21 protein-coding genes and 2 pseudogenes are annotated in these 25412 nt (G+C 47.6%); 18 read left to right on the plus strand and 5 right to left on the minus strand.

All coding sequences use genetic code 11. The features are described from left to right. The first annotated feature begins 159 nt into the window (after positions 1–159). The 11 genes from ACJJI1_RS19170 (at position 160) to ACJJI1_RS19220 (ending at position 14152) form a co-directional block, all read left to right on the plus strand. A complete protein-coding gene (locus tag ACJJI1_RS19170) occupies positions 160–1329 on the plus strand; it encodes a Gfo/Idh/MocA family protein (RefSeq protein ID WP_444957661.1) in 1170 nt (389 codons plus the stop codon). A gap of 198 nt (positions 1330–1527) precedes the next feature. Beyond that, positions 1528–2589: a sugar phosphate isomerase/epimerase family protein gene (locus ACJJI1_RS19175; protein WP_444957662.1), complete on the plus strand. Its 1062-nt coding sequence runs from the start codon at positions 1528–1530 to the stop codon at positions 2587–2589. A gap of 79 nt (positions 2590–2668) precedes the next feature. Continuing rightward, positions 2669–3991: an MFS transporter gene (locus ACJJI1_RS19180; RefSeq protein WP_444957663.1), complete on the plus strand. Its 1323-nt coding sequence runs from the start codon at positions 2669–2671 to the stop codon at positions 3989–3991. 56 nt (positions 3992–4047) lie between these two features. Continuing rightward, complete coding sequence (locus tag ACJJI1_RS19185; protein ID WP_413665733.1) at positions 4048–5055, plus strand: LacI family DNA-binding transcriptional regulator; 1008 nt, start codon at positions 4048–4050, stop codon at positions 5053–5055. Positions 5056–5122: 67 nt separating this feature from the next. Then, on the plus strand, positions 5123–5836 hold the full coding sequence (locus tag ACJJI1_RS19190; protein WP_444957664.1) for a 3-keto-disaccharide hydrolase: 714 nt from the start codon (positions 5123–5125) through the stop codon (positions 5834–5836). Between the two features lie 3 nt (positions 5837–5839). Continuing rightward, the gene (locus ACJJI1_RS19195; RefSeq protein ID WP_108733294.1) at positions 5840–6058 is read left to right on the plus strand and encodes a twin-arginine translocase TatA/TatE family subunit; all 219 of its coding nucleotides are present in this window, start codon (positions 5840–5842) and stop codon (positions 6056–6058) included. After that, positions 6055–6966, plus strand: a complete 912-nt coding sequence (locus ACJJI1_RS19200) for a sugar phosphate isomerase/epimerase family protein (RefSeq protein ID WP_444957665.1) — start codon at positions 6055–6057, stop codon at positions 6964–6966. The genes ACJJI1_RS19195 and ACJJI1_RS19200 overlap by 4 nt, the downstream gene beginning before the upstream one ends. Before the next feature lie 252 nt (positions 6967–7218). Next, positions 7219–9015, plus strand: a complete 1797-nt coding sequence (locus ACJJI1_RS19205) for a GMC oxidoreductase (protein ID WP_444957666.1) — start codon at positions 7219–7221, stop codon at positions 9013–9015. A gap of 1 nt (position 9016) precedes the next feature. Continuing rightward, positions 9017–9712 (plus strand): gluconate 2-dehydrogenase subunit 3 family protein, encoded by a 696-nt coding sequence (locus tag ACJJI1_RS19210; RefSeq protein WP_413665737.1) that lies wholly within the window; start codon positions 9017–9019, stop codon positions 9710–9712. Positions 9713–9958: 246 nt separating this feature from the next. Beyond that, positions 9959–12628 (plus strand): TonB-dependent receptor, encoded by a 2670-nt coding sequence (locus tag ACJJI1_RS19215; RefSeq protein ID WP_444957667.1) that lies wholly within the window; start codon positions 9959–9961, stop codon positions 12626–12628. A 423-nt stretch (positions 12629–13051) separates the two neighbouring features. Next, positions 13052–14152, plus strand: a complete 1101-nt coding sequence (locus tag ACJJI1_RS19220) for a SagB/ThcOx family dehydrogenase (RefSeq protein WP_444913021.1) — start codon at positions 13052–13054, stop codon at positions 14150–14152. Positions 14153–14327: 175 nt separating this feature from the next. On the opposite strand, the gene ACJJI1_RS19225 is transcribed toward ACJJI1_RS19220, so the two are convergent. Further along, the gene (locus ACJJI1_RS19225; RefSeq protein WP_444917098.1) at positions 14328–14990 is read right to left on the minus strand and encodes a TetR family transcriptional regulator; all 663 of its coding nucleotides are present in this window, start codon (positions 14988–14990) and stop codon (positions 14328–14330) included. A 272-nt stretch (positions 14991–15262) separates the two neighbouring features. Between ACJJI1_RS19225 and ACJJI1_RS19230 the strand changes: the two genes are divergently transcribed. The 3 genes from ACJJI1_RS19230 (at position 15263) to ACJJI1_RS19240 (ending at position 20433) form a co-directional block, all read left to right on the plus strand. Further along, positions 15263–16447, plus strand: coding sequence for an efflux RND transporter periplasmic adaptor subunit (locus ACJJI1_RS19230; protein WP_444957668.1), 1185 nt, complete (start codon positions 15263–15265; stop codon positions 16445–16447). A gap of 11 nt (positions 16448–16458) precedes the next feature. Continuing rightward, positions 16459–19641: an efflux RND transporter permease subunit gene (locus tag ACJJI1_RS19235; protein ID WP_444957669.1), complete on the plus strand. Its 3183-nt coding sequence runs from the start codon at positions 16459–16461 to the stop codon at positions 19639–19641. A 423-nt stretch (positions 19642–20064) separates the two neighbouring features. Beyond that, the gene (locus ACJJI1_RS19240; protein ID WP_444957670.1) at positions 20065–20433 is read left to right on the plus strand and encodes a hypothetical protein; all 369 of its coding nucleotides are present in this window, start codon (positions 20065–20067) and stop codon (positions 20431–20433) included. A 68-nt stretch (positions 20434–20501) separates the two neighbouring features. On the opposite strand, the pseudogene ACJJI1_RS19245 reads toward ACJJI1_RS19240, so the two are convergent. From ACJJI1_RS19245 to ACJJI1_RS19255, 3 genes and pseudogenes are all read right to left on the minus strand, one after another. Beyond that, positions 20502–20660 (minus strand): annotated as a pseudogene (locus ACJJI1_RS19245) (IS256 family transposase); the annotation flags it as partial. Then, positions 20657–20893, minus strand: a pseudogene (locus ACJJI1_RS19250) (IS256 family transposase); the annotation flags it as partial. The pseudogenes ACJJI1_RS19250 and ACJJI1_RS19245, both read right to left, overlap by 4 nt. 470 nt (positions 20894–21363) lie before the next feature. Beyond that, positions 21364–21822 (minus strand): helix-turn-helix domain-containing protein, encoded by a 459-nt coding sequence (locus tag ACJJI1_RS19255; RefSeq protein WP_444957671.1) that lies wholly within the window; start codon positions 21820–21822, stop codon positions 21364–21366. A 700-nt stretch (positions 21823–22522) separates the two neighbouring features. Here ACJJI1_RS19255 and ACJJI1_RS19260 point away from each other — a divergent pair. Both ACJJI1_RS19260 and ACJJI1_RS19265 read left to right on the plus strand, forming a co-directional pair. Then, complete coding sequence (locus tag ACJJI1_RS19260) at positions 22523–23083, plus strand: putative adhesin (protein WP_444957672.1); 561 nt, start codon at positions 22523–22525, stop codon at positions 23081–23083. Between the two features lie 98 nt (positions 23084–23181). Next, the gene (locus tag ACJJI1_RS19265; protein ID WP_444959400.1) at positions 23182–23307 is read left to right on the plus strand and encodes a hypothetical protein; all 126 of its coding nucleotides are present in this window, start codon (positions 23182–23184) and stop codon (positions 23305–23307) included. Positions 23308–23480: 173 nt separating this feature from the next. Here ACJJI1_RS19265 and ACJJI1_RS19270 read toward each other — a convergent pair whose 3' ends face one another. Further along, positions 23481–23834: an IS30 family transposase gene (locus ACJJI1_RS19270; RefSeq protein WP_444957673.1), complete on the minus strand. Its 354-nt coding sequence runs from the start codon at positions 23832–23834 to the stop codon at positions 23481–23483. Positions 23835–23859: 25 nt separating this feature from the next. Here ACJJI1_RS19270 and ACJJI1_RS19275 point away from each other — a divergent pair, with 25 nt between their 5' ends. Continuing rightward, positions 23860–24159 (plus strand): hypothetical protein, encoded by a 300-nt coding sequence (locus tag ACJJI1_RS19275; RefSeq protein ID WP_444957674.1) that lies wholly within the window; start codon positions 23860–23862, stop codon positions 24157–24159. 470 nt (positions 24160–24629) lie between these two features. Then, a complete protein-coding gene (locus tag ACJJI1_RS19280) occupies positions 24630–25382 on the plus strand; it encodes a class I SAM-dependent methyltransferase (RefSeq protein ID WP_444957675.1) in 753 nt (250 codons plus the stop codon). Positions 25383–25412 lie beyond the last annotated feature (30 nt).

Below are 25412 nucleotides of genomic sequence, written 5' to 3' on the forward strand. Positions count from 1 at the left end.
CATTTTTTTTCTGTATCTTAAATTGAAATGTAACCGGTTACATTCTGTTTCAGACGGTGGGGTGCTACGAAAACCGCGTGTCCGCTTACAAAACACGGAAATAAAAATAAATAGGCTGTTTATTCAGCTGGTTCTTTGAGTGGCCCGAGGGGATAGGGTTTGGTTAAAAAAATAAGAATGGGCATGGTTGGTGGTGGAGAGGGTGCTTTTATTGGTGCAATCCATCGGATGGCTGCAGCTCTCGATGGTGAGATAGAGCTAGTCGCCGGCTGCTTTAGTAGCGATTCCGAACGCAATCGTAAAACTGGTGAAAAGCTGGGGCTTCACCCGGACCGGATTTACCAAAGCTATCAACAGATGTTCCAAGAGGAATCCCGTCGCAGTGCTGATGATCGAGTTGAGTTTGTATCTGTAGTAACTCCCAACCATCTCCATTTACCCGTTTCTATTGCTGCGTTGCGGGCGGGATTCCATGTCCTCTCCGACAAGCCAGCCGCTTCCACTTTGGAAGAAACACTTGAGCTTAAAAAGGCAGTGGAGCAAAGCGGGCATCTTTATGGTTTGACCCACACTTATGCTGCTTACCCTCTGGTTATGCAAGCGAGAGCAATCCTGGGCAGGAGAGAGTTGGGGTCTATTCGACGAGTTACTGTTGCCTATCCGCAGGGGTGGCTGGCACTAGCCGGTGATTCCACGGGAAGTAAGCAGGCGAGTTGGAGAACAGATCCTGCACGTTCGGGAGAAAGTGGCTGCTTTGCGGATATAGGCACCCATGCTCATCATCTGGTGGAGTTTTTTACTGGCCAGCATATCTCTGAAGTCTGCGCAGACGTGCAAGCGGTAGTTGATGAAAGAGCGTTGGATGATGACGGTGCAGCGCTATTTAAGTTAGATCAGGGCGCCCGAGGAACACTTACAGCCAGTCAAGTCTGTGGAGGAGAGGGGAACAACCTGAATATCAGCGTTTACTGTGAAGACGGTTCGCTGTTTTGGGAGCAGGAAGCCCCAAACCAATTGCTAATAAAGCGCAGGGGGCAGCCTGTGGCGATTTGGAAAGCCGGTGCGGATTGTGAGTATCTGGATGGAGACGTCAGGTCTTTCTGCCGGACACCTCAAGGACACCCGGAGGGCTATATAGAGGCCTTCGCCAATATCTATCGCGATTTTGCTGGTCAAGTCCGAGGCCGCCGGAAGGGGTTAGTTTCAAAGAATAGTCCTGCCGTTGGCAACATTGATGCAGGTGTTCGCGCGATGGCATTTGTGCGCGGTGTGCTGGAGAGCAGTCGCGCAAAATCCTCATGGGTTTCCCTGGCGCCTTATTGGAAGTGAGCGGCTAGGTCCAACCTCACAGAATTTAGGTATCTCTGGCAGGGTGGGCGTCCGGCAGCTAGTACGGCACAGGGAGGTGCCGGTGTCGGCCTGCGGCCAGTTACCTTTTGAAGAGTTTTCTCAAAAGGTGCAAACCAATCGCTTGGAAAGGGTTGGTTGCAGAATTAATAAGTACAGCAGTAAAAAGGATAACAATAAATGAAGGCACCCAGAATTCAGGGGCCCGGAATTTTTCTCGCCCAGTTTCTCCCATCGAGCGAACAGCCAGCTTCGCTTGAATCTATGGCTCGTTGGGCATCAGACCTGGGGTACAAAGGCATCCAGGTTCCCACTTGGGACGAGCGGATTTTCGACCTTGAGCTGGCCAGTAAAAGCCAAGCTTACTGTGATGATGTACTGGGAATCTGTGAGGAGGCTGGGGTACAGATTTCTGAGTTGTCTACGCACTTGCAAGGGCAGTTGGTCGCAGCTCACCCAGCCTATAAGGAAATGCTGGATATTTTTTCTCCAGAGGCAGTACACGGAAACTTGCAAGCCCGTGCAGAGTGGGCGAGCAATCAGTTAGCTCTTGCAGCTCGGGCCAGTGCCAACCTGAAGCTCAAATCCCATGCAACTTTCTCCGGCGCTTTACTCTGGCACACTTTTTATCCATGGCCCCAGCGCCCAGCGATGTTGGTTGAAGAAGGTTTTCGCGAACTGGCCCGTTTGTGGCGCCCGATATTGGATGCGTTTGACAGCGCGGGGGTCGATGTCTGCTATGAGTTGCACCCCGGTGAAGACCTGCATGATGGCTTGACCTTCGAGCGGTTTCTTTACGAGGTGGAAGATCACCCTAGAGCCAACATCTTGTATGACCCGAGCCATTTGCTTTTGCAGCAAATGGATTACCTGGCCTTTATCGATATCTATCACGAGCGAATCAAGGCTTTCCATGTGAAAGATGCGGAGTTTCATCCGAGTGGAAGGGCTGGAGTATACGGCGGTTACGCCCCCTGGATTGACCGCCCCGGTCGCTTTCGCTCCCTGGGGGATGGTCAGGTAGATTTTCGTGGGATTTTTAGCCGACTGACCCAGTACGGTTACGATCGCTGGGCGGTATTGGAATGGGAGTGTTGCATTAAGGATCAACAGCAGGGGGCCAGCGAGGGTGCGCCATTTATTCGAGAGCACCTGATAACCGTGGCTGATAAAGCTTTTGATGATTTTGCCGGTGCTGAAACAGATCGCGCTCGAAATCGTAGGATTTTAGGGCTCGAGTAGCTTAGCTTCCGAGTATGAATAATTGGAAGCCGATGTCAGTGAGTAATGAATAATAATAAATTATGCGGAGATTGGATTGATGAGTACCCAAATTGAACCACTGGATAAGAAAATTTTCCTGGTGGGAAATCTCTCAATTTTTATGATTGGTCTTGGTTTAGCTGTTAGGGCAGTTATAGCCACTAACTTACAAGAAGATATTTACAATCATATCGATTTAGCGAACTCCACAGCTATGCTTGGTGAAGCTATTGGTATTACTTTTGCTGGATTCGCATTCACACTTCTATTTGGCAGTGCCCTAGTAGACTTAGTTGGCATTAAGAGAATGTTACTACTGTCTTCAATTGGCTATGTATTAGGTAGCCTATTAATAATTTTTGCTTCAATGATACCCCCAAGTGCTGGTGTAGAGAATTTGGTATTAATTGGGTTGCTTCTTACTGGGTTAGGTTGGGGGGCCGTCGAAGCCGCCAGCAATCCAATGGTTGCTGCTGTCGACCCAGAGAATAAAACACACCGCTTAAATATATTGCATGCTTGGTGGCCAGCGGGAATGGTCGTTGGGGGGTTGCTTGGCCTGGCAATATCTAAATACGCGCTGCCTTGGCAACTCAACTTAGTTGTATTACTCATACCTGCCATAGTACTGGCACGACTAGTAATCACGACTAAGTTCCCAGTTACTGAGCGGGTTTCCACTGGGATCAGTTACGGAGAGATGTTTAGAGAAGTCTTTAAGCAGCCAATGTTTATTCTTCTTTGGGTTTGCATGTGGCTGACAGCTGCATCGGAACTCGCTCCCATGCAATGGGTAGACTTGACACTCTCAAGAGTAGTGGGAATGAAAGGGATCTTATTATTGGTATATGTGAGCATGGTGATGTTTGTAATGCGCCATTTCGCCGGCCATCTTGCGAAGTTACTGTCGCCTGCAGGACTACTTTGGTTAAGCAGTCTACTTGCTGCAATAGGGCTTTATAGCCTGGGAATGGCAAGAACTCCAGTTGCTGCATTCCTGGCGGCGACTGTTTGGGCTATCGGCGTCTGCTATATGTGGCCTACCATGCTCGCTACGGTATCCGAGCGTTTTGTACGCGGCGGCGCACTGTTTTTGGGGCTGCTGGGGTTTGCTGGGGGAATGTCTATTCAGTTCGTACTGCCGAAACTTGGAGAAATTTTCGACAACGCCAAGATTGAGGCTGCCGGTGGTTTGGAAGCCTTTGAAAAGTTAACGGGCGATGAACTGGATGCTGTGTTGGCAACTGCCTCTATCGAATCATTCCAGTCACTGGCCGTGGTTCCCCTTATCTTACTGCCGATTTTTGCGTTTATCTGGTTTTGGGATCGCAGGCAGGCAGCGAGCAAAGTGCAAGGTGTTACTGCAGTAGGCAACCAGTAGGCGTTTTCCATTTGTGCGAAAATAGTCGACTACTAACAACAAAGTAACGGAAAAGTATGTCAAACATTCGCGAAGTTGCACGTCGCTCCGGTGTTTCCGTCGCGACCGTGTCCAGAGCCCTGAAAGACCCGCAAATGGTTTCTCCGCGGACCAGGGAGCGGGTGCTGAAGGCGGTGGAAGAGGCCGGTTATCGGCCCAATATGTTGGCGAGAAACTTTAGTTCCGGTAAGTCATTTGCAGTGATGGTTCTGGTCCCAAATATTGCCAATCCTTTTTTTTCCAAAGTTATCCGAGGGATAGAAAAGGCAGCTCAAGACCAGGGTTACTCCGTTTTACTGGGAGATACCAAGGGCGAACCAGCTCATGAGCAGTTCTATGCGGGAATGGCACTGACGAATCAGGCAGATGGCCTTATTCAACTGGATAGCCGCTATCCATTTGCAGAGAAAGATGCAGCTTTAGCCGCGTCGATTCCAATGGTAAATGCGTGTGAGCGCATTGCTGAAGACGACCGCTATCCGGTTGTTGAACTGGATAATTCCGGCGCGGCGCAAGCCATGGCTCGCCATTTGATTGAGCTGGGTCACCGCCGGATCGGCATAGTGACCGGCCCGCTTAACAGTCCGATTGTGCGTGATCGCCTGGCCGGTTTTGAGGAGGAGATGCAACGGCACGGTCTTGAATTGAATTCTGACCTGGTTGTAAACGGAGAATTCACTATGCCGTCTGGTGCGGAGGGTGCAAAAAAACTGCTCTCTTTAGCCAGTGCGCCTACCGCCATTTTTTGTATGAATGATGAAATGGCTATTGGTGCTGTTCATCAAGCGAAGGAAATGGGTTTGCATGTGCCTGCGGATGTGTCGGTGGCGGGCTTCGATAATATTGAGTTTTCGCAATTTACGGACCCGCCCCTGACAACAATTGACCAGCCCGCAGAGAAGCTGGGCAGATATGCGATGGAAACCTTGCGCCGCATTATTGATGGAAAACCGTTAAAAGCGAGCCGAACTATTTTGCCCTTTGATTTAGTGGCAAGGGGAAGTACGGCTCGCTATCAGGATTAATAAAGTGCGGATGTAAAACCATCGCGGCAAACTGATTAGATAAACACCAATTCATGTGGAGATAACAATGATGAAAAAATTCACTGAGACAAAATTTTGCACGTCTTTACTGGCTTCTGCAGCACTGCTAGTCACATTGGGGGGTTGTGAACGGATGCCGGAAAAGTCCGGTATACAAGCGGATAAGGACTGGAGGCATTTATTCGACGGTAAAACGTTGCAGGGTTGGACCGGTGCCAATGGCTCTCATGTGGGAGAGGCCTGGCAGGTCGTTGATGGCAACCTGGTGCTCACTGCTGGTGGAGCGGGGGATATCGTCACTGCAGAGAAGTTTTCTGACTTTGAGCTGGAACTGGAATGGAAGATATCTGAAGGCGGCAACAGCGGCATTATTTATCGGGTAGCTGGTGGCAATGCACCAGTCTGGATGTCAGGTATGGAATACCAGGTACTTGATAACAGTGCTTTTCCCGAACTGGAAAAACTGAGCCACAGCGCAGGATCAGTCTTCGACTTGTATGCACCCAGCGAAGATGAGGTAAAGCCGACAGGAGAATTCAATAAAACGCGTATTCGAGTGGAGAATGGCCGGGTTGAACATTGGCTGAATGGAAGCATGATTGTCAGCTATGAACTCTGGTCTGAAGATTGGGATACACGTCTTGCCAACAGTAAGTTTTCCTCTTACCCCGATTTTGCCCGTAGTGAGAGCGGCTTTATTGCTTTACAAGACCACGGCGATAAAGTGTGGTACCGCAATATCAGAATTCGGGAGCTGTAAATCATGGGTATTTCAGGCGTGGGTATTTGGCAGGTACTTATTGTTCTTGTGTTAGCGGTTCTACTATTTGGTAGTGGCAAGATCCGCCGTCTGGGAGAAGACCTTGGAGGAGCGATTAGTGGTTTCCGCCGCTCATTGCATCAAAGCGACAAGGATGGCACTAGAGAAGATTCCCCAGGTAACTTGTCTGGCAATCTACTCCAAGCTGGGGAGCGGGAATGAAGCGTAGAACTTTGCTACAGGTTGGTGCCGGCTTGGCTGCAGCTGCTTTTACCGCACCCTTGTTTGGCAATAGTGGGCGAATCATTACCAATACCCCGGGTGGCCCCGTGAAAATTTCCCTGGCCCAATGGTCCCTGCATCGGCAATTGCGAAGTGGCGCTCTCAAGGTATTGGATTTCCCTATTAAAGCAAAAAAGGCATTTGCAATTGACGCTGTAGAGTATGTCAATCAGTTTTTTGCCGATAAGGCCAGGGATCAGAATTTTCTTTCAGCGTTGAAAGTGCGTGCAATAGATCACGGGGTTAAAAGCCTTTTGATTATGGTTGATGCAGAAGGTGATCTTGGCAACCCAAATGCTGGCGAAAGACAACAAGCGGTAGAGAATCATTTCCAGTGGGTTGAAGCTGCCAAATATTTGGGTTGCCACTCTATCAGGGTGAATGCTGGCGGACAGGGTAGTAGCAGGGAGGTTAGTTCTGCTTGTAGAGATGGGCTGCGAGCTCTCTCAGAGTTTGCCTTGGACTTCGGCATCAATATCGTGGTGGAGAACCACGGTGGCTATTCCTCAAACGGACTTTGGTTATCCCAGTTATTACAGTCAGTGGATATGCCGAACTGTGGAAGTTTGCCAGATTTTGGAAACTTTGGTGACTACGACCGCTACTTGGGAGTAGAGCAGTTGATGCCCTTTGCCCGCGGAATCAGCGCAAAGAGTTTTTCATTTGATAAGCGGGGAAATGAGACCACTACGGATTTTGCCCGGATGCTGCGGATAATTCAAAAGGCGGGTTACAAGGGGTATATCGGCATTGAGTATGAAGGCGCCGGCGATGAAGACTGGGGGATCAAAGCAACGAAAGAGCTTTTGCTGCGCTTGTCGCGGCAGGGTGAGCTATATGGTAAGTAAGTAATAATTATTTGGTTAAAAATGTAACCGGTTACTCTCGTTTTTTGATCAAAGTATTTAGGGATTTCTAATTTCGTTAAAAATATTCATAAAAATTGATCTTATTGGTTAAAAAAACATAAGTTAGACATTAGATGTAACGGATAAGTAAAAATTTTTGACAAAAAATGTAACCGGTTACAGATTTATCTTATAGATTAATTAAAATTAAACGAGTAAAACAAAAATAATTGATGAAGTAGGAGAGAGGCGATGCCGAATGATGACTTCGAGAAGAAAGAGTATGACGCACTGATTGTTGGATCTGGTGCTGGCGGCGGTATGGCTGCCTATGTACTAGCCACTGCAGGGCTAAAGGTTCTATTGCTGGAGGCGGGGAGATCCTATGACCCAGTCAAGGAAACCCCAATGTTTAACCTCCCAAAAGATGCACCTTTGCGTGGGGGGAGCACACCGGAAAAGCCGTTCGGTTTCTATGATGCAACGGTTGACGGGGGTTGGCAGGTACCCGGCGAACCCTACACTCAGGGCTCCAGAGAAAGAGGCCGCCGTTTTGACTGGTGGCGTGCTCGTATGCTGGGTGGCCGTACGAACCATTGGGGACGGATTTCCCTGCGAATGGGTGAGTATGATTTTAAACCCTACTCAAGGGATGGACTCGGTTTTGATTGGCCGATCAGTTACAACGATCTAGCTCCCTACTACGATAAAACCGAGATGCTCATTGGTGTCTATGGCACTAACGAGGGGTTAGAAAACACTCCTGACTCCTCCGAAGGAGTGCTGCTGCCACCCCCGAAGCCCCGTGCCTATGAACTTCTGGCCAAAAAAGCGTGCGATAGGCTGGGGATCCCTGTAATTCCCTCTCACCTGGCTATTCTCAGTGAGCGTCTAGATCACGAAAATATTCCGCAGAAATTATTCCCGGACAATAAATTGGCCCAGGACGTCACCCGGGAATCAATGAAATCTCGCGCAGCCTGTTTTTGGGCCACGCCCTGTGGGCGCGGTTGCTCAATTAAGGCGAATTTCCAGTCCACGACTGTACTACTGCCACCGGCATTAGCGACGGGCAACCTGGATATCATTACTGATGCCATGGTGCGTGAAGTTACCGTTGATAAAAAAGGTAAGGCAAACGGGGTTATTTATATTGATAAAGATACCCGTCAGGAAAGATTTGCTAGTGCCCGCGCTGTGGTTGTTGCAGCCAGTGCGGCTGAAACTTCGCGCATTCTCCTTAATTCTAAAAGCACTTTATTCCCCGATGGTATCGCCAATGGCAGCGGTGCGGTAGGGAAATACCTGATGGATACAGTGGGAGCTGGTATCGGCGGGCAGATTCCCGCTTTGGAAAGTATGCCTGCCCACAACGAGGACGGCGCATCGGCGATGCACATGTATATGCCCTGGTGGTTGTACAAGGAACAATTGCGTGGTGACCTGGATTTCGCCCGTGGCTACCACATTGAATTCGGCGGTGGTCGCAGTATGCCGGGCGCAGGTGCCTTCGGCGGTATGGGTGATTTTACCAGTGGTGCTTATGGCAAAGACTTGAAAGAAGCCTGCCGGCGTTACTACGGCTCCTTTGTGTGGTTTGACGGTCGCGGGGAGATGATTCCCAACGAGGACAGCTACTGTGAAATTGATAAGGACCAGGTAGACCAATGGGGCATCCCGGTGTTGAAGTTCCATTGGAAATGGAGTGACCAGGAATTGAACCAGGCCGCTCACATGCACAAAACCTTTGCTGAAATCATTGAAGGTATGGGCGGTAAGGTCACCTCTACCGTGCAAACCGACGGTGCCAAGGCAATTATCAACGGCGGTGCGATTATTCACGAAGTCGGCACCGCGCGCATGGGCTCAAATCCGAATGATTCCGTGCTCAATCCTTACTGCCAGTCCTGGGAAGTACCGAATCTCTTCCTTACTGACGGCGCACCCTTTGTTTCCAATGCTGATAAGAATCCAACCCTGACCATTATGGCGCTGGCCTGGCGCACCTGCGACTACATCGTGGACCAGTTCAAGAAGAGGAATATCTGATATGAGCGAGGAAAAAACCAATCTGGGTCGGCGCAACGCCCTGCGTTTGATTGCTACCACCGCTGCTGCAGTTCCAGTCATTGGCTGTTCTGAGAAAGTAGCGCAAAAAGTTGTAGTGAAAGAGGAGGTGCCAGCGGCTGAACCGGTAGTAAAGAACCTGGACGCCCCGAAGCAGACTCTTGCCAGGGGCACGCCGACAGACCCGGATCTCCTTAATCCCGTTGTGCCTTGGGAGATGCAGCTTGAAATGGGTGAGTTAGCGGTATTGGCAGCACTTTGCGACGTCATTATTCCCGCAGATGAAACTTCTCCGAGTGCCTCTTCAGTAGGGGCCCATCACTACATCAACGAATATGTCAGCGCCCCATATTCCAATAATAAAGCAGATCTTGTCACGATTCGGGGAGGGGTTGTTTGGCTGGAGGGTGAGTCCAAGCGCAGATTTGGAGGTTCCTTTGTCGATCTGAATGAACCTCAAAAAGTAGCCATCTGTGAGGATATCAAGTGGACTCGCACGGCGAAGCCTGAGTTCCAGGCTGGTGCTCGTTTCTTTGCCAAAGTTCGAGTTCTCGTGTCCACCGCTTTCTATACCACCGAGGAAGGTATGGCGGATATTGGTTATGTGGGTAACCGACCAATGGCGAGTTTCCCTGGAGCACCCCCTGAAGTTCTCAAGCGACTTGGCTTGGATAGCTAAAAACGCTTTTTGCTTTAGCGCTATACGCACATATAAAAATATCGAGACAGAATTGGATCGATAAAAGTAGGGCATATTCCGGTGGCCCGGCAAATGATATGTCGGGCTTTTAGGGTGAACGGAAAGCTAGAAAAAAATAATAAAAGAGAAATTTGAGCAATGAGAGAGATACCCTTAAATACAAATCGCCAGCTAGATCTATTGAGGACGTCTGTAAGTGTTCTAGTGTTGTGCAGTGTTGTAGGTATGGCAAATGCCCAGAGCACCAGTGAATCTGATACAGAGAGTCTGGTGCTAGAGGAAGTAGAGGTATTGGGTATTCGCCGGAGCATGGAGAAAAATCTCGATGTAAAGCGTTTTTCCAATGCGGTGGTAGACTCAATCACCGCTGAAGATATGGGTAAATTCCCCGATAAGAATGTTGCAGACTCTTTGCAGAGGGTCCCGGGAGTATCCATCGTTCGAAGCGGCGGAGAAGGTGCGGAGGTAAGTATCCGAGGAACTGCACCTGAGCTCACTTTTACCCAGCTAAATGGAAACTATATAGCCACTCCCGGTGATGATCCATCCCGATCATTTTCCTACGCGTTGCTACCCTCAGCGATGATATCCCGAGCGGATGTGTATAAAAGTCCAGAAGCAAAACTGGATGAAGGCGGGATAGGTGGTACTGTAATTTTACACACCCGCAAGCCACTGGACCTGGATTCCGGGGAGGGCATGTTATCCATTGAGAGTACTTATGCTGATGTTACTGAGGAGTACGAACCTCAGTACACCGGTTTTTACTCATGGAAAAATGATCAGGAAACCTTTGGTGTATTGTTTGGGTACTCAAAGCAGGATCGTCAGAACCGGGTAATTAGCACCTCGGTAGAAAACTGGGGTTGGCAGGGAGATGAGTCCCCCCAGGCTGGCGTAGAGGCCAGGGGGCCGATGGTGGATATCGATGGTAATGAATACCGGGATTTCTATGCGCCGCGAGCCGTTGTCGGTAGTGTCTTGGAAGAGGAACGGACCCGGGATGGCATGCAGCTAAGTGCCCAATGGCGTCCGGTAGAACAGCTGGAATTTGGTGTCAATTATTTCCGCTTTGAGCTGGGCGGCAACTCAGAGAATTATCGTATCGTATTCCCTGAGTGGAACTACGGGGATGCAATAGCCCCGGGCAGTCTCAAGTTTGATGAAGATGGTGATACTCTTCTCGGTATTGGTATGCTCGATCGGGGCCAGGCAGAGCTACAGTCTCCACAGGTAGCTGGTGACTACACACGAGCGGAATATGTTTCGGACACGCTGGATTTCAATATCAGTTACGAGGGAGATGGATATAGTGCTCGTCTGGTAGTCGGTAATACCAGTGCAGAGGGCGGCCCCTCTGAGAAATTGTTTGCATCAGTCAATTCCCGTTATGGCACTGCAACCGATTGGAGCTGGGATCTCAGCAGTGGTACTGCTGAAATTGATACCAGTGCAGATCTGGGAGATCCCAACACTTATCCTTTATATGACTGGTTCTCATCCCATTGGACCAGCAGCGAGGACGAGGAGAGTTACTACCAGCTGGACGTTTCCATCGATATGGATTATGCCTGGCTTACCTCCCTGGATGTTGGGGTTAAGTACCGGGACCACGAGATAAACCGCCGCATCACCAAACAATCCTGGGATGATGATAATCCCCCTTGTCCTACGATTAACTGGGGTGATGTTGATGGAGCTTGTTACCCCTGGTGGCCAAGTGATTCATTCCACACTGATCCCGATGGTGTGCCCGACACAATCGATATCCTTTCAAACGGCCCTCTCGATAATATTATCGGCGGTGTGAATGTGCCAAATTTCGCTTATCTGGAGTTTGATAAGTTAAAAGAGTTTCTATACGCAACCTATGGTGACCCTACGGTAATCGTCGAGAAAAATCAGGTTTACCGGGTTGGTGAGGAAATTACGGCTGCTTATGTACAGCAGAATTTTGCCTCGGCAGTCCTGCGCGGAAACTTTGGTATTCGAGCAGTCCAGACCAAGCAGTATGCGAGCACCTACGACAATATTGATGGGGTGTTACAGGACGAACCCAATATTCGTGACAGCAGCAATACTGATATTTTACCTAGTGCTAATATCGCTTGGGATATCTCCGATGAACTGGTTATGCGCGCAGCTCTCGCTAGAGTCGTAGCGAGAGTGGAATACGATAATCTCGGTGGTTCTGAAGTGATCCACGCTCCTTTGCCCGGCTCAACAGTCAGTCAAGGGTATGCAGGCAACTCTGAATTGGAGCCTTATAAAGCTGATCAGTTTGATTTGGGGCTGGAGTGGTATTTCGATGATGCCTCTGCTGCAGGACTGACCTTGTTCAGAAAAGATATTGCTTCGTTTGTAATCAACGGCAGTTCTATGGTGACAAGGGATATCGATGGTGTTACCCGGGCAGTGTCTATGTCTATGCCGGTCAATGGCACTGATGCTACCGCACAAGGTGTAGAACTGTTTGTTCAGTATGCCTTTGATAATGGCTTTGGAGTCTATGCAAACTATACCTTCACAGATACGGAGCTAGCTGAGATTGACTCTGAAGGTATCAAAACCAAAACAGAAATTGCCGGCACTTCAAAGGACCAGTACAACCTATCCCTTTACTATGAAAATATCGACTTTAGCATTCGCGCTTCTTACAATTATCGCAGTGACTATGCAGACGGATTCCACAATGGCATGAACACTTTCACTGATGAATACGATCAGTTGGATGTTAATGCATCTTATCGCTTGATGGATAACCTGACGTTGACCGCCTCAATAATCAACCTTACCGAAGAGAAGGTGGATAGATATTGGGGTGAGGAAAACAGGGTCTGGGGCTCCTCATATTCAGGCCGACGAGCTTATATGGGGCTGACATATAGTTTCTAACCTCATTGCTACCCAGTCACGCGGACACAGGGACGTGTCCGCACCTTTCTGTAAATTTTTAATTTCATATCAGCGTACTCAGTTTAGGCGCAATTGAGTATTTTATTAGCTCTCATATATCAATTCGATCTAGGAAATGTGTGCATTTTATACTAGTACTCAATTGAAGGAGTAATTTAAAGTAGTTTGAATGGAGGGATTTATCATGAAAAGGGTATATATAGAAGACGCAACACCCTATGCTCTGGGAGTTTGTGTCACAGTCTACACTACCTGTTAATAGAAGGTAGTTTTTCACAAAAAGTGAGATGGCCCTTGAAAATGAGGGACGTCTCACTCAGGGCTAATACAGACAAATCAAGAATTTAGCGATTCTGCCTTTCTAGTTTTTTTACTACTTCTAGTAAATATGATGGTTAAGCGATGATGAAAGGCGCTGCTTTATTAGATAATTTCTTTCTCTATTTCAGTGAAAATGAAGTCATCTTGTGGGATGTTGTTCATCACGATCAGTGGGCTTTGGATAAAGAAACCCTCATAAATATTCTGGATAAATTTTATTCCGATGTGCAGACAGGAGAAACTAAGGCAGCAGATTTCCTTCAAAGTAATGGAGCCTTCATCAGTGGTGATTTAGCTCGGAAACAATGGGGTTGGGATGTACTATCCTGGTTTTACCATTATGGCACCAAGCTTTCGTTACCGCCCTCGACTGAGGGCAAAGAAGGGGCTAGTGAAGATCCCAGGGTATCTTGGGTAGGACAGTATGTTGACTACTGTAAACAGGTGCCGGAAAAGGCTAAAGGCAAGTACAATTATCCAGAAGTGGATATTCCACTGAATAGCTTTCCTACCACCAATCAGTTGGAGTCTGTGTTTGGGACCCGGTTTTCTTCACGAAAATTTGTACCGGGTACCACTTTAAAACGTGAGCTTTTGGAAAAAATACTTTTTCATTGTGTAAAATTTCGTACTTCTCCGTTTGTTGAAAAGTTTTATAAGGCCCACTCAGACAAAATAAATTATTTTGGATATTTTCGCAGCAGCCCTGCTGGCGGCGCCTTACAAGCTACAGATATTTACCTGATAGTGCATTCGGTACAGGGGATTGATCCTGGTATTTACCTTTACAATCCAATTGATCATGGATTGACCAAAGTCGGAGGTCCTGTTAGCCATGATAAGATCCGCCGCTTGCTGGTCGGTCAGCCCTATGCCGAGGGTGCCGCAGTTAATATTTGCTTTGTCTGCAAATTTAATCGGTTCTGGTCCAAGTATCGTCATTCCCGTATCTATCGGATGGCTTACCTTGAAGCCGGCCATCTATCTGAGAATATATTTCTCTATGCACACTCTCTTAAGCAAGACGTATTTATAGCGGGCGCTTTTTACGATGAAGAGTTTGAGAGTCTGCTGAAGTTGGATAAAGACAGTGCCATGGTCTTCTTTATGGCTATTGGTGAGGGAGAACATGCTTGTTTTCCTGTTGAGTACTTGCCTTCTGATTCAACAAAATTGGTTTAATGGATAATAGTTAAGTGTTTTTGTTAGATAAGAGCGCTTTGACTTCGCTGTAACCAATGATTTAAGGGTCAAGATAACGAGTGGGGGCTTTCCAATAAACAGTGAAAGAGAAAAGGTATCTATGGTGAGGCGAGCACTGTAAGGGAGTATGCCCCACCGACATTGATAAGGCGCGTCAGTGCAGGGTGTGGACCAGTTGTGAACTTAAGCGCATGGTGGGGGAGAAGCGGATCATATCGATTAGAGAGTCGATATAGCGTTCACCGAGTTCGCCGATATCTTCAATTCTTGAGGATAAGAGCCAAGTTTCAATCACACCGAACAGGCCACCGTGTAACATCTGCATCGCGAGGTCTGTATCAAGATCTTCGGGCAGTTGGCGCTCGGATACTGCGAGGGCAATCAGTTGTGCCATTCGCTCAAGCCCGCGGGTGCGCCCTTGCTTCATACGCAAGTGGGCTTCATTATTCTCGGTAACCTTTTCTTCACAGGGATGGAAGATAATCTCAAGTACCTGCTGCCACTCTGGGTTACAAGCAATTTCCTGAAACAGCCACACCCAGCGGGTTCGCAGTGTACCGAGGGGATTGGCGTTGAGTTGCTCGCCGGCGTTATTACAAAGTTGTTCGCCGGGTAGTACCATGCGTTCTGTCAGAGCGAGCAGCAAACCGGTTTTGCTGTGAAAGTGGTCGGCAACAGCACCGCAACTAACTCCAGCCAGCTTTGCGACTTCGGAAAGGGAAGGGCGACACACTCCATATTCATGAAACACATTGAGCGCGGCGTTTAATATACGCTCACGGGTGGTCAAAATTTGCTCATCTCTGCGTTTGGTCATAAGGAACAGCGGCTTCTTTAATCAATTATTAGTTTCACTCTGGCTCATTTTTGCAGCGTTTAACCGCAAGTGTGCAAAGGGGTTTTATGTGCAAACCCTTGAATATACTGGGTGAAAGTGCATGTTAGATGAAAATTGCACGATTATGAACAGTTGATCCTGTTTCCTACGTACTCATAAAATGCCACGCTACTTTACTCAGATTTCCTTGTCACTTAAAAATTCCGCTAACTGCCAATATTTTGTCCGCGCAGTCATTTTTAGAGGTAACCATGTTAAAAGCCCGAGCTCTCACCAGCCTTTTGGTCGCTTCCGCATTGTTGGCGGGGTGTAACGAGGAAGCTTCGGCTCCACCGGGAATGGCCCCCCAAGTGACCGTAGTCACACTTCAGCCGGAATCCGTCACTCTTACCAGGGAGCTGCCGGGGCGGACTTCCCCCTTTAAAGTGGCTGAGGTTCGTCCGCAGGTTAATGGCATCATAAAACGCCAGTTGTTCCGTGAAGGTGGCCAAGTTAGTGCAAATCAGCCACTTTACCAGCTAGATGACGCTCTTTATCGTGCTGACGTCGATAGTGCCAGGGCAAGTTTCCAAGGCGCAAAGGCGGCTATGAACATCGCTCGCCTCAAAGCCGAGCGTACCGCGAACCTGGTGGGTAATGGTGCTGTTAGCACGCAGGAAAATGATGCTGCGGAAGCCGATCTTCAGGAGGCCCGAGCCGATGTAGCCGCAGCTCAGGCGGAGCTGCACAGGGCTGAAATCCAGTTGGAATATGCGCGGGTCACCTCTCCGATTACAGGCCGAATTGGCAAATCCACAGTTACTCAAGGCGCTCTGGTAACGGCCAATCAGGCCGGAACTTTGGCTACTGTGCAGCAACTAGATCCGATCTATGTTGAGGTTACCCAGTCGGCAGCTGAACTTGTTAGCCTCCGCCGAGCGCTTCAAGCGGGCACATTGGCCGATGCCACTCATCTACCTGTGACAATCCTATTAGAAGATGGCAGCAAATTTGAGCACCAGGGCAAGCTGGAGTTTGCCGAAGCCAGTGTTGACCCCTCAACGGGCAGCGTATTGTTGCGAGTAGTTGTCCCAAACCCGGACACCATGCTTTTGCCGGGCATGTATGTGCGCGCAATTGTCGGTAGTGGTGTCCGTGAAGACGCAATTCTGGTACCTCAGCAAGGAATTGCGCGGGACCCTAAGGGCAACACCTCAGCCATGGTTGTTAATGAGAAAAATGTGGTTGCCCAGCGATCTGTGCGGGTTAGTCGTACGATTGGCAATCGCTGGCTAGTGGAAGATGGACTCGAGGCCGGGGACCGGGTCGTAGTTGCCGGGCTGCAGAAAATTCGCCCGGGAGCCCCGGTACAGGCCAGCGAGCGCGAAAATGAGCAGCTGCCGGCGGCTGAAGGTGATCAACAGGCTAGCGAAGCGCCTGCACAGCAGGGGTCTTAAGGGTAGGGGTTATGGCAAGTTTTTTTATCAATCGGCCCATCTTTGCCTGGGTGCTGGCAATTATCACGATACTGGCAGGTGTGTTGTCTATCGGCGAGCTGGCAGTTGAGCGCTATCCAAATATCGCGCCACCGTCGATCAATATAGAGGCAAATTATCCGGGCGCTTCCGCCAAGGTGGTTGAGGATTCGGTTACTCAAATCCTCGAACGCAACATGAAGGGCCTCGATGGTCTCCTTTATATGTCCGCCACCAGTCAATCCAACGGTGGCGTTTCAATCTCTTTAACTTTCGAAAATGGAACTGACCCGGATACGGCCCAGGTCCAGGTGCAAAACAAAGTGCAACTGGCGATGCCGCTGCTGCCACAGGAGGTCCAGGTACAAGGAGTAAATGTCAGTAAGTCTCGAGGTGGCTTCCTAATGGTTGCCGGCTTTGTGTCTGAAGACGGCAGCATGAACCGCAATGATATTGCTGACTATATCAATTCGGCCATTGTTGACCCGATCAGCCGGGTGCCAGGCGTGGGCAATGTGCAGGTATTTGGTTCCAAGTACGCGATGCGGATTTGGCTCGATCCCAATAAGCTCACCACCTATGAACTTACCCCTGGTGATGTTACCGATGCAGTGCGGGCCCAAAATGCACAAGTTACGGTCGGAAGCCTCGGTGCTGCTCCCTCTATTCCAGGGCAACAGCTAAATGCGGCAATTACTTCCCAGGAACGTTTGCAAACCCCTGAGGAGTTCCGGGATATTATCGTCAGAGCCAATGACGACGGCTCGCTCTTGCGCCTGGGAGATATTGCTCGAGTCGAGCTAGGGGCGGAGAATTATGAGTTTATTTCCCGTTACAATCGCCAGCCTGCAACCGGCATCGCTATTAACTTGGCGACTGGGGCCAATGCCCTGGAAACTGCTGATGGGGTGAAAGCCAAGTTGAAGGAGCTGGAGGCTTACTTTCCCCGAGGCCTGACTTCGGTAGTACCATTCGATACGACACCGTTTGTTGAGGCATCTATTAAGGGTGTTATCTCTACCTTGATTGAAGCGATCGTCCTGGTATTTCTGGTGATGTATCTGTTTCTTCAGAACTTCCGTGCCACGTTGATTCCGACGATTGCGGTACCAGTGGTGCTAATGGGTACTTTTGCCGTACTCGCTTCGCTGGGATTCTCAGTCAATATGCTCACGATGTTTGCCATGGTGCTTGCAATTGGGCTGCTTGTGGATGACGCCATTGTGGTGGTGGAGAATGTCGAGCGGGTGATGCGGGAGGAAGGGCTCTCCCCTAAAGAAGCCACTAAGAAGTCGATGCACCAGATTACTGCGGCACTGATTGGCATTGGCGTAGTTTTGTCGGCAGTGTTTGTGCCTATGGCATTTATGGATGGCGCCACCGGCGTGATCTACCGTCAGTTCTCCGCCACGATTGTTGCCGCTATGGCGTTGTCAGTGTTGGTGGCGATTATCCTGACACCAGCGCTTTGTGCGACCTTGCTGAAGCCAATATCCAAAGGGGAGGGGCATGGGGAGAAGGGCTTTTTTGGCTGGTTCAATCGCAACTTTGATCGAGGTAGCCAGCGCTATCAAGGTGGAGTACAAGGTATTTTGAAGCGCAGCGGTCGTTTCATGCTGTTGTTTGTTGCGCTTTCCGCAGTCATGGCCTTCCTATTCCTGCGATTGCCCAGCTCGTTCCTGCCGGATGAGGATCAGGGTGTGCTGTTCTCCATGGTGCAGGCGCCGGTGGGGGCAACCCAGGAGCGCACTATGAACTCTATCCGAAAAGTAGAGGACCAGTTCCTGAACAACGAGCAGGGTATCGTGAAATCAGTATTCTCGGTACAGGGGTTCAGCTTTGCCGGTAGCGGGCAAAATACCGGTATTGCTTTTGTAAATTTGGAAGATTGGTCCCAGCGTGAAGAAGAGTCTCAGAGCGCTGGGTCTGTCGCCATGCGCGCGATGGGTGCCTTGATGCAAATTAAAGATGCGATGGCTTTCGCTTTCGCACCTCCGCCGCTCCCCGAGTTGGGTTCTTCTGGTGGTTTCAACTTTTATCTTCAGGATAATGGCAGTTTGGGTCATGAGGCTTTAACAGCAGCCAGGAACCAGTTTCTGGGAATGGCCGGGCAGAGTGAACTTTTGGCTAATGTTCGCCCCAATGGCCAAGAAGATACCCCGCAATTTCGTGTAAAAATTGATAATGCAAAAGCAGCTGCGCTTGGCTTGTCTATCGACGATATTAACAGCGCTTTGAGTACAGCATGGGGCGGTTCATATATTGATGACTTTATCGATCGCGGGCGGGTAAAACGCGTGTATATGCAGGCTGATGCTCCTTTTAGGATGGTCCCGGAAGACTTCCAATTGTGGTCAGTGCGTAACGATAAAGGCGATATGGTACCGCTATCATCCTTTGCCAGTTTTGGCTGGGAGTACGGTTCCCCCCGCTTGGAGCGCTATAACGGCGTTCCCTCAATGCAGGTTAATGGGCAGGCTGCAGCCGGGGTCAGCTCTGGTGAGGCAATGGAAGAGGTTGAGCGCCTAGTGGCGCAACTACCCGCAGGTATTGGTATGGAGTGGAGTGGTCTCTCATATCAAGAGCGCTCTGCTGGAGCACAAACCCCATTGCTGTATACCTTGTCCCTTTTGATCGTGTTCTTGTGTTTGGCTGCTCTCTATGAAAGCTGGACCGTACCGACAGCAGTACTATTGATGGCTCCTTTGGGAATCCTGGGTGCAGTACTGGCCAATAGCCTAAGGGGCATGGAGCGCGACATTTACTTTCAAGTCGCGATGCTGACAACAGTGGGGCTAACCAGTAAAAATGCCATCCTGATTGTGGAGTTTGCCAAACAGAACCTGGAAGACGGTATGGAGTTGGTAGATGCCACGATGCGAGCTGTACGGGACAGGTTACGCCCGATCTTAATGACATCTCTCGCTTTTGGTTTGGGGGTGTTGCCCTTAGCCATAGCAACCGGAGCTGGCTCAGGTGCCCAACGGGCAATCGGTACCGGTGTGTTCGGCGGCATGATTGTTGGAACTCTACTGGGAATCTTCTTTATCCCACTGTTCTTTGTTGTGGTGCAGCGATTGTTTGGCAAGAGAGTCCATAAGCAGGAAGTGGAGCTGGCTAAACAAGGTATCTCGTCGGAAAAGAACGAGAGAGCAGAAGCGGCCGAAGCGCTTTAACAGAGCTTTAACTATAAAGTAAATAAAGCCAGGCCAAGTTAAAGGGCCTGGCTTTTTGCTTTATGGCCCCCCGTTGACCACAAAATCCCTGAATAGGGTGCTGCTGCGAGTCTCAAGATACAAAGTGAACCTCTTTTAGTTCCAGCACCGCCAAGAAGTCATTGTTTTAAATTATTCGCTGAAGTAATGAAACATCAGCAATGATTTAAATCAAGAAGCCGAATAGTGTTTGGAGTCAAAATGCTAATCCCTGGCAAGGTGAGTAGCTATCCATACGTGATTGAACCTCACTTCTAAGCTAGATAGAGCGCAGTATAGAAGCCTGATATGGACGTTCATAGACTATTACGTCTATGGAGCATGCGAGGAAGCACCGATATTGCATAAATGTTATTAACAGCTAATTTAAGGTGAAGAGTCGGGATGGATTTAAAAGTTAAAGAAGGTCAAGTGTGGAAATATGATAATCGAGAGGGCGAGGAAGATTCGCGGGCTATCATATTAAAAATTGAAGAGTCTAAGGACGATTCAATGGTGGTACATGTTCAGATTTCAGGCATTAAAATTAATAACCCTAATAGTGGAGAGGTCATTGAGGAAATTACCCATATGCCGTTTTCAATTGAGGCGCTAGGGGCGAGTTTAAATGAACTGATGGAGGAGTCTGAGATACCTGATTTTGAGGAGGGCTATGATTCGTGGAAGCGAGAATATGATAACGGTAAAGCGGGCGTGTTCACTATTTCTATAGGAGAGGCAGTCAAGTATATGGATGATGCGGTGAACAGCTAAATAATAGATTTGCTACCACATTTCAGCGACAAATGGAGGGTATTCAAAACTCTGTGTCAGCCATAGCCTCAGAGGCTGATGTATTTCTCCAAACGATCGGGGAAGTGGATCGTTAGCTGTGACAGCGTCAGATTCCAGTTTTGAATTGCGTGCGTCCGGCGCTCGGAGGCTTTTAGTATACCGGCGTACAGAAGCTTCAGTAAGCTATTCTCACTGGCGAAGCCTCCCGTGGCGTCTGCAGTTCGAAGCTACCGGCGGGACTTTTCATGGTTTTTGAGGTGGTACCATTCTTGCTGTTGGGTTTGTCCCTGCTGGCGAGTTGCTCCTCCAATTCCGCCTGCATGGCCGCTTCAGTGAGTTGTTTTATCAGTGGGGTCAGGATGCCACCTTTGCCACGGAGATCCTTGCCCTCACGCAGCGCCTTAACGGCAGCGTTAATATCGAAAGTAGGCTTGGTAATGGGGCATCTCTTTTTTGCTAATAGTAAAGAAATGACATAGAAGTCTGAACATTACCACGGATTTTTCTTCAACCAATTACGGACTTTTTCATATTTGTGTGTGGTGTAACTATCTACAATCACATGTAGAGCTTTATCTTTCTCCGTTCGAGCCTCTACTATCATTCACGAATGACAGAAATTCCAGATGACGATGACGTTTCTTGCACTCCCCAATGACCTCTCCCATGAATACATTTAACGCTGCAAACGCCATGGCGTTTATATACATGAGTCAGGAAGCCAGCTCGTCCTTGTTTCAAAGGCAGCTCTGACTGGGTTCGATCCAAGGCCTGAATCGAACTCTTTTCAGCCACCGAAAAAAAACCACCGCATTTTCGGGTGGGTTTAAGTACAGTCCCATCATGTCTTTAAACTTTTCTTCGAAGTTTGGGGCATTGCTGATCTTAAATTGACGTATCAGTTGCGGTTTAAATCCATATTCCTGCCACACACGTGCCACAATCATATGGTTTGTACGGAGTTTGGCCGCCATGGTTTGAACCCCGTGGTAGATCTTTCTCATTACCTTTAAAGCCAGATTCTGCGAACCTGTTTCGCCATCTAGCAATTTTATGGGCACTAAAGGGCAAGCGTTCAGTAATTTCTCTGTTCGATAAATCTTCATCGCCAAGCAATACAATTGACAGACGCTCTTTGATTCCCGCTGGAGTCTTACCACTGCGACAGAGACGTTGAAACTCTTTACGTTCCTCGTCTGTGAGGGCTATTGTTACGGGGGCGGGTACTGTCTGTATACCAAGAGCAGCCAAATTATATTTAAATATATTGTTCGTTACCCCACTACTAGTTAAGTAGAGACCTCTGATCAAACTACCTGAGAAACATCCTCCATACCTCGAAACAAGTATGCGCTTTGGCCCTTCCAAAACTAAGGTCTTTCCAGCAAGTGCTCAGTGGAGGGTAAGGTGAAGAATGGTCTTTCTATCGTAACCTGATAGCAAAATCCATAAGATAGCTTCAAAACATACTCAGTTATCAATAGGTTTCAGACTTACTTTTCTACATTGTAGCTGGGGAAGGCAAGGCTCAATCAATTTATGAGGCAACTTACAGTTCTTAGTTAATTTGAGCGCAAGCCTGTTCTCATTCTTAATTTTTTACATTCTGTGAATACAGGAAAGAAATTAATTCCAAGTGGTGAAGTGTCGTATGTTGGTGGAGGTTTTAGCAATTCTTGATGGCGGTATGGCCACTATTTCAATGAATAACCATAAAATCCATACTTATTTTGTGAGTTTTAATAGGTATATTTGTAGAGAGAAATCTACAGCATGACTTTAGTATTGCTCCTTTTTTTCCGATTTTGAAATGTGCACGGAAAATTCCTTAATTGATAAATTTAATGCTCTAACCCATATTATGAGATGTTTATCCTAATGTGTTTGTTATGTCAGGTGTGCATGATTATGTTGTTGTTCGGAAAGCAGGTTTGCGGCTATTAATAGCGGGCGAGGTGATGCCCTTACGGATCTTGCCGTTGATCTAAATTTATTAATCTGTAAATATTGAATGCAGCTAGACCCGGATAGGGAATTTTAAATAACCTTTTAATTGATAGAGATTGTTATGGAAACTCTTGAACTCGGAAACGTAATAATACATAGGAAAGATAACTCGACTGGGGGAGAGGCCATTCTTTATGCGCATGGTTCATTTGATAAAGGCTCCAAAACTGTGGCGCTGCCAAAAGACGTATCAATGTACTTTTACTCCTTTCATGGCTCTGCTTCTACTGATCATGCAGTCAAAAGTTTGACTAAAACGGGTAAGCCTGCCGACACGGATAACGAGAATGGTTTAGTCGAATTTAGCAAAGCTAAAACATTTCTGAGAATGGGATCTGGAAAAGTGATCTCTATTGCTGGCTGCGGTGCAGAGATTCGCAACTATAATCTTTCGTATAACGAAAAAAGCCTTCCACATCTGGATAATATCAAAACCGCTTGGGAAGGTGGGCTTCATGCCCACGATCTGATTTTAGTGAAAGAGGGTGCCAACATTAAATTGGCTGATGTTTTCGAGGTTATCACTAAAAACAGCTTAAAATACACTAAGATACATTTCACTGCTTGTCGGTCACCTAGCCGAGGTAATGATTTTGACCAGCAGAAGCCGTACCCGTACTAACTTATAGAATTTCCGCTCATACCCTAATTCTATGGGGTATGAGTATTAATGGCGCTTTACCGAGGGCAGTCCCAAGCCTTTTACACTACTTTGGTGACATGGAAGATCCTAGGCTTGGTCGACGCAGGCAGCACGCCCGACCCGATATTTTACTTATCATGTTTTGCGGTGTCATCTGTGGTGCGAAAATCTGTAGAGATTTGTTGATTTCGCAGAGTCGATGACGGATTATCTAAAAAGATTCACACCGCTAAATAACGAAACATCCTCAAAAAACACTTTTAACCGGGATGTTTCGTAAGCGATTAAGCAAGCCCACCTAAAACACCCACCAACTTTTCTCTACTCTCCTGTTTTTTAACGATCAGGAATTCTTAATGAGCACCCAGAGCGCTAGCTAGATTGCCAACATAAGTGACAGACGCTTACTCACTAGAAATTCCAGCGGGCTCCAATAATTTAACATCATCCTAGGTCGGGCATTAATACGATACACTGCATCGCCAACTTGCCTGTTCGGTAACTTGCTAATCTCTATCCCTTTCGGAAAAAAACGCCTCAGCAGTCCATTGGTAATTTCGCTCAAACCACGCTCCCACGAGTGATACGGTTTGGCAAAATATATATTGCAGCCTAGTTTCTGCGCGGTCGACTGATGGCCCGCAAATTCACCTCCGTTGTTGTAAATTATGGTTTTAGACACGGCCTGATAAGACTTCAGCATCTGCTTGATTGCACGGCCCACTGTCATCTTACTCTTATTTGATATTCTGCGAGTGAGCAACTTAAAAATTGAAGAGTCTAAGGACGATTCAATGGTAGTGCATGTTCAGATTTCAGGTATAAAGATTAATAACCCTAATAGTGGAGAGGTCATTGAGGAAATTGCTCATATGCCGTTTTCAATTGAGGCGCTAGGGGCAAGCATATCTGAACTGATGGGGGAGTCTGAGATACCTGATTATGAGGAAGGCTATAATTCATGGAAACGTGAATATATTAATGGCAATGCTGGCGTGTTCACTATTTCTATAGGAGAGGCAGTGAAGTATATGGATGATGCGGTGAATAGCTAACAATAGCCTTTTTACTACATTTCAAAAACAAATATCCTTTTATGTGATAACCGTCTCAAACTTATAGCCCCTAAATAGAGTTGCAGGGGCTCAACGCATTGAATTATATCGAGAAGGCAAGTCTATTCGTTTAGTAAAAGCTCACTATTTCTGATAGTTCATTTGGCAAAATGCAGTGCCTTGGTGGATTGCTTATACTTATCTATCAACCATATATTGTGGAATCAAGTTGCAGCTAAACAGGATTGGGGTCTCTGTAAGAAATACTTAACCTGAATAGAGCTGACTTGCCAAGGCCGTCAATATGCTTTGAGTTCCCTGAGGATGAAGTGGTACACCGGTACCCTATAAATATTCGTTTTGGAAAGACATTTCTTGATACAATCGTCTCGTATTCGTGGTGAAATGGAATTGCTTATTTCAAATGGCCTTAGATTTGGAGTGAGTGAGGTAGTAGCGGGAGAATGTCGATGTTTATTGCTGACTCTGACAAAGAGTGGGAAAAGTTTGGCAAAGAAGATGCTTATTACGGTGTTCTAACCGAAGAAAAATTTAGGAAGGGAAACTTAACAGATAGCGCAAAGCAAGATTTCTTTAAAACGGGACAAAGCCATGTTCATAATATACTGACAAAAGTGAAACAACATGTAGATGATGGCTTTGTCGTCAAGAAGGCGCTTGATTTTGGCTGTGGAGTTGGAAGAGTAGCGATCCCTTTAGCGTATATTACTGAAGATGTTACAGGTGTTGACATATCTGATTCAATGCTTATGGAGGCTAAAAAAAATAGTCATGAGCAAGGCTTAAAGAATATTGAATTTGTGAAAGCTGATGAGAAGCTCTCTCTAGTTCAAGGGAAATTCAACTTCATCCACTCCTTTATAGTGTTTCAACATATCCCTGTTAAAAAAGGGCAAAGACTATTTAGTCTTCTGCTTGATAAGTTAGAATCGGGCGGGGTTTGCGTTGCCCATTTTTCATATGCCAAAACTTCAAAACTAAAAAGGTTGACTTCATTTTTGAGTAGTACTGTGCCTTTTTCAGGGAATATCCTTAACCTTCTTAAAGGCGAGCCTTTTATGGCTCCAAGAATGCAGATGAATAACTATGATTTAAATAAGTTGCTTTCCCAAATTCAAAGGGAGGCTATGTCACATTGCTATTTGGATTTTACAGATCATGGCGGTGCGCTTGGGGTAACATTCTATTTTAAGAAGCTCTAAATAAGATTTGATATATGTAAGATGGGTTAA

The sequence above is a fragment of the Microbulbifer maximicatervae (SeqCode) genome (assembly GCF_052467065.1).